General features: G+C 59.4%; 12 protein-coding genes. 3 read left to right on the forward strand and 9 right to left on the reverse strand.

Translation table 11 applies throughout. The features are described from left to right. Window positions 1-40: 40 nt before the first annotated feature. A complete protein-coding gene (gene hrpA / locus AW06_RS00355) occupies window positions 41-3973 on the forward strand; it encodes an ATP-dependent RNA helicase HrpA (RefSeq protein ID WP_273704249.1) in 3933 nt (1310 codons plus the stop codon). Between the two features lie 18 nt (window positions 3974-3991). Further along, the gene (locus AW06_RS00360) at window positions 3992-4747 is read left to right on the forward strand and encodes a molybdopterin-binding protein (protein WP_034943805.1); all 756 of its coding nucleotides are present in this window, start codon (window positions 3992-3994) and stop codon (window positions 4745-4747) included. Window positions 4748-4815: 68 nt separating this feature from the next. Here the strand turns inward: AW06_RS00360 and AW06_RS00365 are convergent, their stop codons facing one another. The 7 genes from AW06_RS00365 to AW06_RS00395 form a co-directional block, all read right to left on the reverse strand. Continuing rightward, complete coding sequence (locus AW06_RS00365) at window positions 4816-5364, reverse strand: phasin family protein (RefSeq protein ID WP_034943807.1); 549 nt, start codon at window positions 5362-5364, stop codon at window positions 4816-4818. A gap of 54 nt (window positions 5365-5418) precedes the next feature. Next, entirely contained in the window at window positions 5419-5970 is a 552-nt protein-coding gene (locus AW06_RS00370) for a phasin family protein (RefSeq protein ID WP_034943809.1), read from the reverse strand. Between the two features lie 254 nt (window positions 5971-6224). Further along, window positions 6225-6842, reverse strand: coding sequence for a lipopolysaccharide transport periplasmic protein LptA (lptA, locus tag AW06_RS00375; protein WP_034943811.1), 618 nt, complete (start codon window positions 6840-6842; stop codon window positions 6225-6227). Continuing rightward, complete coding sequence (lptC, locus tag AW06_RS00380) at window positions 6839-7432, reverse strand: LPS export ABC transporter periplasmic protein LptC (protein ID WP_034943814.1); 594 nt, start codon at window positions 7430-7432, stop codon at window positions 6839-6841. Before lptC ends, lptA begins: the two co-directional genes overlap by 4 nt. Next, window positions 7429-7980: a 3-deoxy-D-manno-octulosonate 8-phosphate phosphatase gene (locus AW06_RS00385; RefSeq protein ID WP_034943816.1), complete on the reverse strand. Its 552-nt coding sequence runs from the start codon at window positions 7978-7980 to the stop codon at window positions 7429-7431. Before AW06_RS00385 ends, lptC begins: the two co-directional genes overlap by 4 nt. Then, window positions 7980-8963 carry a KpsF/GutQ family sugar-phosphate isomerase gene (locus tag AW06_RS00390; RefSeq protein ID WP_034943818.1) on the reverse strand — a complete coding sequence of 328 codons (984 nt, stop codon included), beginning with the start codon at window positions 8961-8963 and terminating at the stop codon, window positions 7980-7982. The genes AW06_RS00385 and AW06_RS00390 overlap by 1 nt, the downstream gene beginning before the upstream one ends. A gap of 216 nt (window positions 8964-9179) precedes the next feature. Further along, the gene (locus tag AW06_RS00395; RefSeq protein ID WP_034943821.1) at window positions 9180-9887 is read right to left on the reverse strand and encodes a prepilin-type N-terminal cleavage/methylation domain-containing protein; all 708 of its coding nucleotides are present in this window, start codon (window positions 9885-9887) and stop codon (window positions 9180-9182) included. A 191-nt stretch (window positions 9888-10078) separates the two neighbouring features. Here AW06_RS00395 and AW06_RS00400 point away from each other — a divergent pair, with 191 nt between their 5' ends. Beyond that, window positions 10079-11794: an ATP-binding protein gene (locus tag AW06_RS00400; protein ID WP_034943824.1), complete on the forward strand. Its 1716-nt coding sequence runs from the start codon at window positions 10079-10081 to the stop codon at window positions 11792-11794. Here the strand turns inward: AW06_RS00400 and AW06_RS00405 are convergent. Further along, a complete protein-coding gene (locus tag AW06_RS00405) occupies window positions 11791-13071 on the reverse strand; it encodes an adenylate/guanylate cyclase domain-containing protein (RefSeq protein WP_034943826.1) in 1281 nt (426 codons plus the stop codon). The genes AW06_RS00400 and AW06_RS00405 overlap by 4 nt on opposite strands. Then, complete coding sequence (locus tag AW06_RS00410; protein ID WP_034943830.1) at window positions 13071-13808, reverse strand: prepilin-type N-terminal cleavage/methylation domain-containing protein; 738 nt, start codon at window positions 13806-13808, stop codon at window positions 13071-13073. The genes AW06_RS00405 and AW06_RS00410 overlap by 1 nt, the downstream gene beginning before the upstream one ends. Window positions 13809-13869 lie beyond the last annotated feature (61 nt).

Below are 13869 nucleotides of genomic sequence, written 5' to 3' on the forward strand. Positions count from 1 at the left end.
GAACCCTTGCAACTCGGTTGTACGCCTGCTTTGCTGACCGATGACCCTAGAAACCGTATCTTCCTCGCACACTCGCCAGCCAGCCAAGGCCTTTGCCGATTGCTTGGCGCTCGATCAGCGCCGGCTGCGCTCGCTGGCGCGCGATCTCCGGCATCTGTTCGGGACGAAGCGCGATGCGCTGCAGGCCGAAAGCGATCGCCTGTTCGAGCGGTCGCGGGTGGCCGTCGAGGCCCGCCGCGCGCGGCTACCCCGACCGGAATTTGCCGATAATCTGCCCGTCAACCTGCGCCGCGACGAAATCAAGGCGCTGATCGTCAGGCATCAGGTGGTGATCGTCTGTGGCGAAACGGGTTCAGGCAAGACCACGCAGATCCCGAAGATCTGTCTCGACATTGGACGCGGAACGACCGGTCTGATCGGACACACGCAACCACGCCGCATCGCTGCGCGTGCCACCGCAGCGCGTATCGCACAGGAGTTGCAGAGCCAACTCGGAACGCTCGTCGGCTACAAGATTCGTTTCAGCGATCGCACTTCTCCAGATGCCTTCATCAAGCTGATGACCGACGGCATCCTGCTTGCCGAGACCCAGGGCGACCCCTGGCTCGAACAGTACGATACCTTGATCATCGACGAGGCGCATGAACGCAGCCTGAACATCGATTTCCTGCTCGGCTACCTCAAGCAGCTCCTGCCGAAGCGACGCGACCTGAAGCTGATCATCACTTCGGCGACGATCGACGCCGAACGTTTTTCGCGGCATTTCGACGGTGCGCCGGCCATTGAGGTCTCGGGCCGCCTGTATCCGGTCGAAGTGCGCTATCGCCCGCTGCAGATGGAAAAGGAGGAAGCGGCTCCCGACGACGAACGCGATCTCTACGATGCGATCGCAGACGCCTGTGATGAGTTGCATCGCGTCGGGCCGGGCGACGTGCTGGTGTTTCTGCCGGGTGAACGCGAGATCCGCGAGGCGGCCGAGGCGCTGCGCAAGCACCACCCACCGCACACCGAGATCCTGCCACTGTTTGCCCGCCTTTCGGCAGAGGAACAGAGCCGGATCTTCAAGCCGCACGTCGGTCGGCGGATCGTGCTGGCGACCAATGTGGCCGAGACCTCGCTGACCGTGCCGGGAATTCGCTACGTCGTCGATTCGGGTCTGGCGCGCGTCAAGCGCTATTCGTATCGCAACAAGGTCGAGCAACTGCAGATCGAAAAAATCGCACAGGCTTCGGCCAACCAGCGGGCCGGGCGCTGCGGCCGGGTGGCGGCAGGGGTGTGTATCCGTCTCTACCAAGAGCAGGACTTCGCGCTGCGGCCAGCATTTGCCGATCCGGAAATCATGCGCTCGTCACTGGCCGGCGTGATCCTACGCATGAAGGCATTGCGCCTCGGTAACATCGAGGATTTCCCGTTCATCGAGGCGCCGCCGCGCAAGGCGATCAGCGATGGCTACCAGTTGCTGCTCGAACTCGGTGCGGTGAGTGCCGAGCATGCGCTGACCGCAACCGGCCAGGAACTCGCGAAGATGCCGCTCGACCCGCGGCTCGCGCGGATGATCGTCGCCGCTCGCGACGAAGGCTGCCTGCGCGAGGTGCTGGTGATTGCGGCTGCCCTTTCCGTACAGGATCCTCGCGAGCGGCCACAGGAGCGACAGGGGGCGGCCGACGCCGCGCACCGGAAATTCGCCGACGAGAGATCGGAGTTTCTTTCCTGGCTCAGGCTCTGGGACTGGTATCAGGCCGAATTCGAGCACCGCAAGTCGCAGCGCAAACTCGTCGAGGCCTGTCACGACCATTTCCTCTCGGCTCTGCGCATGCGCGAGTGGCGCGAAGTTCATGGCCAGTTGCAAGCCGTCGCAGCCGAGCACCAATGGCAGGAAAATCAGTTGCCGGCAACTTACGACGCGATCCATCGCGCGATGCTCGCCGGCCTGCTCGGGAACCTGGGATGCAAGTCGGAAGAATCTGCGCACTATCTCGGCGCGCGCGGCATCAAGTTCCTGATCCATCCGGGCTCGACGCTGCAGAAGAAGGCCGGCAAATGGATCGTCGCCGCCGAGATCAGCGAAACTACAAGGCTCTTCGCGCGCTGCGTCGCGCGCATCGACCCCACATGGCTCGAGCAGGTCGGCGCACACCTGCTCAAGCGCAGCTGCTTCGACCCACACTGGGAGAAGAAGGCGATGCAGGCAATTGCTTTCGAGCGGATCACCCTGTATGGCATCGTCGTCGATGCGCGCCGGCGAGTGAACTTCGGGCCGTTGAATCCACAGGCGGCGCGCGAGCTCTTCATCCGCCAGGCGCTGGTCGGCGGCGAGGTCGGCGAAGAGTTCGAACGGCGCTGGGCCTTCTATCAGCACAACCAGCAGTTGATGCTCGAAATCGAGACACTCGAGCACAAGTCACGCCGGCCCGACGTACTGGTCGACGACGAGCTGATCTTTGCCTTTTACAATCAGATCATCCCCGAGGGCATCTACAGCGGTGCCAGCTTCGACAAGTGGCGACGCGACGCCGAGCGCGCCACACCACGTCTTCTATACCTGCAGCGCGAAGACCTGATGCGGCACGAGGCCGCCGGCGTGACCAGCGAGGCCTTTCCGCATCAGCTGCGGCTCGGCGGAGTCGATTATGAGCTGGCTTACCACTTCGATCCCGGCAGCGCACGCGATGGGGTGACGCTGAGCGTGCCGCTGGCGCAACTGAACCAGATTCCGGCCTCGCGCTGCGAGTGGCTGGTGCCGGGGTTGCTCAAGGAAAAGGTCGTGCAGCTAGTGAAGACGTTGCCGCAGCGCTTGCGTGCCAAACTGGTGCCGGTACCCGACTTCGCGGCCGAGTTCGTCGCGCAGGTGTCGCCTTCGGACAAGCCGCTGATAGTCGCCTTGATCGCCTTCATCCTGCAGTCGCGAGGACTCAACGCGCGTGGTTGGGAGATTACGCCTGATGCATTTCGCCCCGACGCCTTGCCCGCGCATTTCTCCCTGAATTTCCGCCTGCTCGACGAAAGCGGGCGCCAGCTTGGAATGAGCCGCAGCCTCAGCGACCTGCGCGCAGAGTGGGGTCGTGAAGCGCAGCAGGAGTTCTCCGAACTGCACGAAACACCTGGCGAGTACTCGGGAATGAGCGACTGGACCTTTGGCGAACTGCCCGAGCGGATGGAAGTTGGGGTGGGCGGTGGACAACGGGTGTTCGGTTACCCTGGATTGGTCGACAACGGTGACAGTGTCTCGCTGTGCGTCTTCGATTCTCCCGATGAAGCGCGCCAGGCGCATGCGGTTGGGCTATTGCGACTGTTCATGTTGCAGTTCCGCGAACAGCAGAAGTACCTTGAGAAAAATCTGCCGGGGCTCAACCAGATGGCACTGCAGTTCATGGCGCTCGGTACGCTCGATGAGTTGCGGCGGCAGTTGATCGATCTGAGCTTCATTCGTGCCTGCCTGCTCGATCCATGGCCGAACGATGCGACCACTTTCCACGCGCGTTGCCTCGAAGCCAAGCCGCGGCTTGGGCTGCTGGCGCAGGAAATCTGCCATCTGCTCGGGAAGATTCTCGGCGACTGGCAGGCGCTGCAGAAAAAACTGCCGTCGTTCAGGGCATTCGCCAGTACGCTGCAGGATATCGAAGGACAATTGAAGCGCCTGATCCACAAGCGTTTCATTGCCGAGACGCCTTTCGAACGCCTGCAGCAGTATCCGCGTTACTTCCAGGCGATCACCCTGCGACTCGACAAACTGAAGTCGGGCGGCGCTCCAGGTGCAATTCGGGATGCACGCCTGCTGGCTGAGTTCGCACTGCTCTGGACAAATTACGAGCGCCGTGCCAGTGTGCTGGCCAAGCAGGGAGTGACCGATGCGCGGCTCGAACAGTTCCGCTGGTTGCTCGAAGAATTGCGCGTGCAGTTATTCGCGCAGGAACTGCGCACGCCGGTACCGGTATCGAGCAAGCGCTTGCAGAAGATGTGGGAAGGCCTTTGAACTATTGAAGGAGTAAGCATGCGTTTCGGGGCAATCATCATCGGTGACGAGATCCTGTCGGGAAAACGCGTTGACCGGCACTTTTCGAAAATTGCCGAACTGCTGTCGGTACGTGGTTTGCGCCTGGCGTGGGCCGAATATCTGGGCGACGAACGCGCATGCATCACGGCGACGCTGCAGCGCAGCCTGGCTGCCGGGGACGTGGTCTTTTGTTTCGGCGGCATCGGCAACACGCCAGACGACCATACCCGGCAAGCAGCGGCGGCGGCGCTCTCCGTCGACCTGGTCCTGCATCCCGATGCTGAGCACGAAATCCGCGCTCGTTTTGGCGCCGAGATCACCGACGTTCGCTTGCTGCTGGGTACCTTCCCGCGCGGGGTAGAGATCATTCCGAACCCGTTCAACCGTATTCCAGGATTTCGCGTACGCGATCATCACTTCCTGCCGGGCTTTCCGCAAATGGCGCATCCGATGGCCGAATGGGTGCTCGATACTTTCTACGCGCATTTGTTCGCCCCACAGGCTTGCGTGGACAAGGCTTTCTTGCTCACTGGCGTGAATGCCTATGAGAGTGCGCTCCTCGATCTGATGGAGCGCATCGTCGCGGACTTTCCTGCCTTGCGGCTGTACAGCCTGCCGTCAATGTCCGACGAGGGGCAGCGGCGTTATCTTGAACTCGGGGTCGAAGGAGAGCCGCCACTCGTTGACGCAGCCATGGAGTCGATACGGCAAGAGGTAGAGAGGCGGGGCATCCGTTGGCAATGGCGGGCCTGATCTCGTAAACGAACAAACCCCGACCATAGCCGGGGTTTTCGCAAGTCAGGCGCCAGGAAGCAAGCGGATTACTTCTTCGGGGTCAGGGCGGCAGCAGCCTGAGCGGTGGCGTTGGTAACCGCCTTGACATTGGTGTCGACGATGTCGGTCATCTGCTTGGCCATCTGCGAGATGTTTTCAAATGCCGTGCTCGAAGCCGTCATCATCTGCTTCATTGCTGCTCCGAAGACATCGCTCGAGATCGGGTTGGCAACACCGACCTTTTCGATCAGGCCGGAAGCGTTGTGCCGCATGCTACTGTACTGATCTTCCATCACCGAAGTGATTTCGCGTTGCATGTTGGCTGCCAGATCGTAAAGGCTGCGGGAGTATTCCATCAGCTTATCGACATTGGGGCGAGCCAGAGAACCGGCGATGTTGCCCAGATCTTTTGGATCCTTGACGCCCAGCAGTTGTTGTGCGCCACTGGCAGTGCTGTTGAACAGCTCGCGGCTAGCGGCGAGGTTGAGTGCTGACAATTGTTCGAGACCGTGGAAGGCCGTGCGGACCAGGGTCATCATGACTTGGGCGTTGGCTTTCTGGCTCTCGGCGAGTTGTTCTAGGTCGATGGTGCTCATGGAGTCCTCCGTGAATGGCAATGGAAAGGCGTGTGCCGGATTCTAAAAACAGGCTTATTTCTTGGCTGCTGCGGCAGCGGTGCCCACCGCCTTGACGGTGGCGTTGGTTGCTGCGGCAACGTTCGTTTCTGCAATATCCGCAACCTGCTTGGCAGCCTTGTTCATGCTGTCAAAAGCGGAGGTTGCGGCGGCGATTGCCGACTTGACGGCGTTAACCGCGACATCAGAGCCAGCGGGTGCATTCTTGGTGGCCTTCTCGAGCAGACCGACGACCTGTTTCTGGAAGTCACTGAATTGTGCTTCGAGAAGCTTCGAGATCTCTTCCTTCGATTGCGCCGAGATTTCATAGACACTGCGGGAATAGGCCACAGCCTTCTCAAGACCGGGTTGTGCCAGCGAACTCTGCAGCGAGAATAACTCTTGCGGGTCTTTGGCACCCAGCATCGCCTTGGCATTGGCAACGCCATCCTCGAGCATCGAGCGGGCGGTATTCAGGTTGAGAGCAGCAATCCGTTCGGCACTGGCTAGCGCGGTGTTGGCAAGGGTCAGCATCGCATCAACGGAGGCTTTGTTGGCGGCGGCAAATTGTTCTGGGGTGTTAAACATGGTTAATCTCCTCAATAAAAGCGTGGGTACAACACAACATGTGCAATGGTTAACTCGCCGATCGCGGCACCATTTGGCTTCGCGATTCTTTTGCTGCACTGCACCATGCGTCGTATTATAGACTTTCGATGAACCCTGTCAAGCACTTTGTTGCGCCGCATCAAGCAGCCATCATTTTATCGGCTTCCCGATCACCAAGTTCCCTCTTCAGTCATGCATGTCATGATTTGTCGGCGGCGCCGGTACCAGCCGATTCAGTCGGATCTGGGGTTGATTCCTGCTGCGGGCTTGAGGGTCAGGGGGGCACTTTTCTTGTCAGCAGGCGCGGGATCCGCGTTCTTGGCCTTTGGTTGGATGATCGCGCGCACGCGTGCCTGTCCTGCACCGGTGGCGCTCTTGTTGTTGCCACCAGCCGTGGTGACCAGGAATTTTTCGTTCAACGCATCATAGGAAACGTACGCGCCCTTGACCTCGTCAAGGCCGTTGCGGATCCAGGCACGAACAAAAAACTGCGTGATCTCGTTGCGTGCGTCGTGTTCGATGCGCTCGGCTTCACCTTCAGTAAATTCGTCGACGCCCTCCCGCTTCTGCCTGAAATGCGCAAGGCCGTTGGCACCACCGGTGGCAACGGCCTTCTGGAAACCATCGGCGTCCTGGGTAACCACCAGGCGACTGGTACGAAGTTCCATGCTGCCCTGAATCAGGACCGCATTACCTTCGAGAATCTTGACGTTCTTGATGTCATCGATGCTCAGGCGATCTCCTTCAAGATGAATAGGCTTGTCGCGATCCGCACGCTCGGCTTGCGCCGGTAGTGAAAGGGCGAGCAGCAGGAAGCTGGCGGCGCAGGCACAGCAATGGATCTTCTTCATCTCTGAGCTTTCTTTCTAGAAAAATGGCTCTCGATTTGTCCGGTCACATCAGATTCCAGCAGGTAAGTCCGCAACTGGTTGTTAACTTGCATGCCGACACCTTGTACCCAGGAGTTGGTCTGAGTGATCAGTACCCGGCTCTTCGTGAAAGCCCGTTCCTCTTCGGTCAGCACCGTCAGCTCGGACATCGTGGCCACCAGTTGCCCTTCATTGGCATTCGCAGCACGGTATATCTCCACCTGGTCCCAAAGCTCGATGCGCTGGGCTTGCGAGGTCGCCTGTCCATGCCCTGATCTGATGGTGACCGGCGGTTGCTTGGGGTCCAAGTAGATCAGTGTCGGCTTGAGCAGGTCGGTCGTATCATCGTCGGGGTAATGACGAATCTCGTCTGCGCTCAGGGTGTATAGCAGGTTTCCCGAGGAATCGAGCTTACGCCCTTGCACACCGCTGATGATGTAGTCGGGATCGTGACGATTCCTGCCGTCATTGCGTACTTCAGGGAATTCGGTGACGTAGCGCAGCCAGGCGGTCAGGACGACCAAAACGAGCAAAATACTCAGCGGCAGCAGCGCGCTACTCCACTTTTTCATCGGCTGGCCATCGTCAGATACGGTGCCAGCGCGGCTGCCAGTTTGCCTTGTGCATCAAGAATAAACTCACAGGCTTCGCGTACTGCACCGTGACCACCGTGACGCTCTGTGGTGAGCGCAGCATAGCGCTGTACCAGCGCATGTCCATCGCCCGGTGTGGCAGAGAAGGCACAGGCAGTCATCACCGGCAGGTCGAGTATATCATCGCCCATGTAACCGGCATCATCAGTACCGAGACCGAGTTCGGCAAGTAGCAAACGCATGGTTTCAAGCTTGTTGTCGACCGCCTGATAGAGGTGTTGGATACCCAGGTCCTGCGCCCGCAGCTCGACGCAGCGGGCTCGCCGGCCAGTGATGATGGCGACCGTGATTCCAGCCTGCTGGAGCATTTTCAAACCAAGCCCGTCGAGCGTGTTGAACGCCTTGATCTCGATGCCGGCGTCGCTGTAGAACAACGAGCCGTCGCTGAGCACCCCGTCGACGTCAAAAGCCATCAGTTTGAGCCGGCGCGCGCGCGCCCTGGCGTTGTCGTCGAGGGCGTCCGACATCAAATCACCTTGGCCTTGAAAAGGTCGTGCATATTGAGTGCGCCGGCGAGAATACCCATGCCGTCGACTACCGGCAACTGGTTGATCTTGTGCTGCTCCATCATCTCGACAGCTTCCACCGCGAGCCGGTCGGGGGCGATCGTACGCGGCTCTGGCGACATGATGTCGCCTATCGACAGGGTGCGCAGATCCTGCTGAGTGGCGAACGCACGCCGCAAGTCACCATCGGTGAAGATGCCGATCACCCGTCGATCAGGAGCCAGCACGGTGGTCATGCCGATGCCTCCGCGCGACATCTCGCGAATGGCATCGGACAGGCTGGTATCTGCAAGGACGGCCGGAATAGCCGACCCAACGCGCATCACATCGCGTACATGCGTCAGTAGCCGACGACCAAGCGAGCCGCCTGGATGCGAACGGGCAAAATCTTCCGGACCAAAACCGCGGGAATCGAGCAGGGCTACCGCTAGCGCGTCGCCGAGTGCGAGCGCCGCGGTGGTACTGGCGGTTGGCGCGAGATTGAGTGGGCAGGCTTCCTGCGCAACTGCGGCATCCAGGTGCACATCGGCCTCAGTCGCCAGCGACGACTGCGCATTGCCTGTCATGCTGATCAGCTTGGCGCCTTGGCGCTTGATGCTCGGCACGATGGTCAGCAACTCGACGCTCTCGCCGGAATTGGAAAGCGCAATCAGCACGTCGTCGCGGGTAATCATCCCGAGGTCGCCATGGCTGGCCTCAGCCGGATGAACAAAAAAGGCGGGCGTGCCGGTACTGGCCAGGGTCGAAGCGATCTTGCGTCCGACATGACCGGACTTGCCCATGCCGCTGACAATTACGCGTCCATGGCAATTGAGTATCAGCCGCAGCGCTTTCATGAAGCCGCCGTCAAGGCGGTCGACCAGTGCGAGTACGGCATCAGCTTCTATACGCAGGACTTGGCGGGCCAGGTCGAGCGCTTTCGGAGAAGGCAGTATTGGGCTCATGAGAAGGCAGCGCTGATCATGGCGCAAGTATAGCAGAAGCCCCCTAAGCACTCAGCCCGCGCCGGCAACCCTGGACTCGCGGCACCCTGCCGACCGACAATGGCGTGAAAGATGGAGACCCAGCCCAGCATTGATCTTGGCTTGCTGCCGTAAGGGAGGAGGGAGCCCGCCAGCAGCCGGCTGTGCTTAATTTTGTGGACGAGGTGACGGCCCTGTTCAGAAGGCGGCGCAGACCGTGTACGAGGTCCCTTCCTGAATGTCGATGGTTTTGACGGCCGTACTGCCACGGGCGGCACCATTCGCTACTGCCTGAACCGATCCGCCGGCGGTATTACCGTCGTCCATGGTGGTATCGATCTGTTTGACGTGGCGGCCGAGGATGCCGGCCGAGCAAACAAAGAACGACCCTCGCATGTCTTTGATGTACGGCGCAGTCACTCCGCCGTTGCTCTCGATACCGATGAAACCGCCATCGGCATTGCGCGGCCGGTAGTCAGTGGAGTCAAACCCCGTGGGGCCGGTAGCCAGATTGGCCAAGCGAACATGCTGCCACAAGACGACGCTTTCGTCGGTGGCAACCCCCTTGCCATCGGCGCCACCGGCATCCCAGGCGCCTTCAACGCGTCCGTTGTTTTGCCTGCATTTACCATCAGCAGCAGGGGTACACGCGTTCGCTACGTTGGCACCAAAAGCATTATCCAGTTGCGTCTGATTCTGGTCGCCCGGGAATGACCTGAAGCGGTCCTGGTAAGCATAGATCAAGGCTGAAACGGTGCGAAAATCATTGACAAAATTCTTTACCTTGGCACTGTTGATCAATTCCTGTCCTTTCAGCACTCCACCAAGCAGCAAGCCGATGATGACGAGTACAATAGCAACCTCTACGAGGGTAAAGCCCGACTGCAGCTTGTGCGGCTGGTTCATGTCATTCTCCGGTGACTGTCGAATATGGTGGTGGATCCAGAGCACGTTCCGTGCCCGGACTCGTACCGGGAAAATCCCGCCGATTTGCCGGTCGGGGTCTTCGGACCTGTCGGTATTTCGACACCCTTGACCAGAGTTGGACTGGCCATGGGCGTGCGGATAGGGTTGCGGGTAGTTGGCAAGGACGCTGCATGACCTTGCTGCAGCGTGTCGCTAGCGCTTTGCGCCAGCGTCAGCGCTGGCTGTTGGTTTCCTTGCTGCTGGTGTTGCACCTGGCACTGGTCTCCGGGGCAGATACGACGATCGGTTTGCTTTGCTGGCTAGTCAATGTCGGACTGTTCATTCTCTGGCAACCGTTCACTTACGCCGAACGAAATGTTGATTTGAGCGGTTTGGTGGTGCTCACCCTGGTGCTTGGCTGTGGCGTCGCCTGGTACGGCTGGTGGCTGCTGATCGTCTGGGTGGTCATGCTGGCTGCGTTGGTCGGCGGACGGGTCATGTTCATTGATCATCGACCGACCCGTATATTCTACCTGATCGCCTTTGCCTACCTTCTAGCCGCGCTGCTACTCTGGCTGGTACCCCAGGTGGTACCGCATGCTGCGCTGACCGAGCCGTCACTGGATCGAGAATTTGCCTGGGGAATACTCGTGTTCTTTCTGGTGATGCTGCTGTTGCCACTCTCACAGGAAAGCGACCGGCCCGGCGGCGGGATGATCGACCTGTTCTACAGCCTGTTCATTTTCCTCCTGATTGCAGTATTGATCTTGGGTAGCCTGGCTTTCATGCTGCTGCGCCAATCAGGATATCTCGAGGCGGTACTCAACGCGCTGATCTCGATTGCCCTGCTGCTGCTGCTGATCGGCTGGGCCTGGAACACACGTCCTGGATTTACCGGTTTCGACGTCTTTTTCTCTCGCTATCTACTGACCATCGGGCTACCGTTTGAAACGTGGTTACATCGCCTGACGACGCTGGCCGGCAGCGAAAGCGAGCCGGAACAGTTCCTGTCACAGGCGCTCGCGGAAATGCTCGATTTACCATGGGTCGATGGGGGAAGCTGGGTTGCCGGAGCGCGCAGCGGCACCTTCGGCAGGGAGTCGCGCTTTCGTCAGGATTTTTCTGGACAACCCCTGCAACTTACCCTACATACGCGCCATAAGCTGAGTCCGGCACTGATTTGGCATTTTCATCTGCTGGTGCAACTAGCCAACGAGTACTACATCGCCAAGTTGCGGGCTCGCGAGTTGCAGCAGGTGAGCTATCTGCGCGCGATTCATGAAACGGGTGCTCGCCTTACGCATGATGTCAAGAATCTGCTGCAATCGCTGAGCAATTTGTGTTACCTGGCACAGACGATGAACGGCCAGCAGGGCGAACGGCTCGATCGCTTGTTGCAGCGGCAGTTGCCGCAGATCACGCAACGATTGCAACAAACCCTGAGCAAACTCCAGAAGCCACAAACCGAGGCGGGTGGCCTCCTGCCGGTAGCGGTGTGGTGGCAGCTTCAGCAACAGCGTTACGCCACGACGCCGGTTACTTTCGTAGCGGTCAATCTGAACCCCGAAGCCCTGCTGCCGGTAGCGCTTTTTGACAGCGTCGCTGACAACCTGTTGCAGAACGCACTCCTCAAGGCACAAGTGGACAGCGACGTGCAGGTGTGCGTCTCCATCACCGCTGATGCCGCGGTACTACGTATCTGCGATACAGGCAGCGCGCTTGACCCAAATATCCTGGGTGACCTGCTGCGCGCGCCCGTAACTTCCGAAAGCGGTCTTGGGGTCGGGCTTTATCATGCAGCTCGGCAGGCGGAAAGCTGCGGCTACGTGTTGCGACTGGCAAACAATGTCACTGGACAGGTATGCTTCGAGTTGCGGAGGCTGCCCCCGGGCAAGCCAGCCGCCTAAGCGCTGTCGGCGGTTCGGCGGCCAATCAGGCGATGGACGACCATGTTCCCTTTGCCTTTCAGGAAGATCGTCCGGGGTTCCTGAAAATCGAAACCCCATTGCAGACACCGGTAGGTTCGTTCATCGACCTGAACCATGCCAGGGGTGCCCTCGGTGGTCACTCGGCTGGCGATGTTCACCGTGTCACCCCAGAGGTCGTAAATAAATTTCTTCTTGCCGACGACACCGGCAACCACCGGGCCCGTACCGATGCCGATGCGCAGTTCGAGGCGCATCTCGTTGATGCTGAAGTCATGATGAAGCAGGCTGCACATTTCCAACGCCATATCGGCCAGCGCCTCGGTTGGATTCTTGCTTGTGGTGTCGAGGCCAGCGGCGACCATGTAGGCATCACCAATGGTCTTGATCTTCTCGAGGCCATATTTTTCGGCAAGCTCGTCAAAGCAGGAGAAGATTTTGTTCAACATGGCGAAGACTTGTTGGGGGGTCAGTCCTTCGGCAACGCGCGTGAAGCTCACGATGTCAGCAAACATCACCGAGACTTCAGAAAAGCCATCCGCAATCGTCTGGTTGCCGTTCTTCAAGCGCCTGGCAATCGGCGCGGGAAGGATGTTCAGGAGCAGTCGTTCAGAACGATCCTGTTCACTTTGCAGTAGCCGATGAGCTTCCTGCAGGCGTTGCTGAGCCTGGTGCTTTTGGGAGTCGGCATAGCGGAGCAGCACATAGACAATGGCTGATACGGCCGCAAAATTGAGGGCAAAGAAGAATGCAGTGGTCTGCGGTGGAACTGGGTGCTGCGCCAAGCTCAGCGAATCCGCGAGATAGTAGTCGAAGCCACCCGAGAGGGCTGTTAGAAAAACATAGGCAAAAAACCAGGCCCCAGACTCTCTTGGGCCGATGAACAGCACTGCGCCGATCGGTGCCAGCAAAGCCCAGAGACTCATGCCACTGGCGGTGATGAAACTGCCGATGCTCCATTGTGCGATAAAGGGCGTGAACAAGAACAAAGATAGCTGGATCCAGCGGAAGACGTTGAAGTTGAGCGTTTTCAGGTAGATGAGAAGATTGCCGACGAGCAGCAACTGCAAGGCAAAAGACAGGTTAGACGGAAATCGGGGCCCGAGTTGCCAGTACAGCAACAGCCAGACAACCGAAGCCAGACAGATCAGCCCGGTTGCAAAAAATAACAGGGATTTCTGCAGACGTTGTTCTTCGTTGTCGGTATCGGTGATGCCGGCATTGCGCAGCCGGTCGAGAAAGGTTCTTGCGAGCGACATCAAGGAAGTTTTCCGGCAATGATCATGCGGTTGAAGAGCACGCCGGGGGCAATCCACACGACTTCATCGTCGTAAGTGAGCGCTGGTGCCGCCCGTTTGACAAACTCCTTGGCAACGGAGCCGTCTGACCACACACCTGCAGGCGTGATCAGGACCCGGTTCTCGAGTTCATCGGCATCGCTTCCTTCAGGTAACTGCGCTCCTTCGGCCGTGTAAGCCCCGTTGCCATTCTTGCCGTGGGAGATCACGATTATCGGTACGACGGTCGCTATAGCAACGCCACCGGCTGCGGACAAGACCTTGATATCGCCGCTGGACGAGAGGTTGAATGGGAGGAGGGGGGGTGCGTTGCTGAATTCCGGGGTCACCCGGTAGCTGTAGCGCCGTCCCCAGGCGTCTTTTTCTGCGACCGCCAGGCTTGCCCATGGCAATACCCCGGCTGGATGGATGCAGCTACCCGCATTGCGGCCCCCCTCAAGTCCAGCATTCGGACTCCCGCTGGCGATGGTCGGTATTGCAGGACAGGGAAAATAACCGTTGACGGCGGCAAAACCCAGCAGCGCCTCACGGATCTCGGCCATGGCTGCCTTGGTGTCATTGCTGTTGCGTGCGTCGATCTGCGACGACAGGGGCACCAGTAGCCCGCCGATCAGGATCGAGGTGATGACCAGCACGACAGCCAGTTCGGTCAGGGTGAAGCCCCGGCTTGTCGGAGTCTGGAAGGACGGATCCTTCATGGCAGGCTGCCGATGATATGGATTTCGTGAATTCGGAAGAATGGACGGCCTGCCCGGAGAG

Origin of the sequence: Candidatus Accumulibacter cognatus (assembly GCF_000584975.1) — a bacterium.
Lineage (GTDB): Bacteria > Pseudomonadota > Gammaproteobacteria > Burkholderiales > Rhodocyclaceae > Accumulibacter > Accumulibacter cognatus.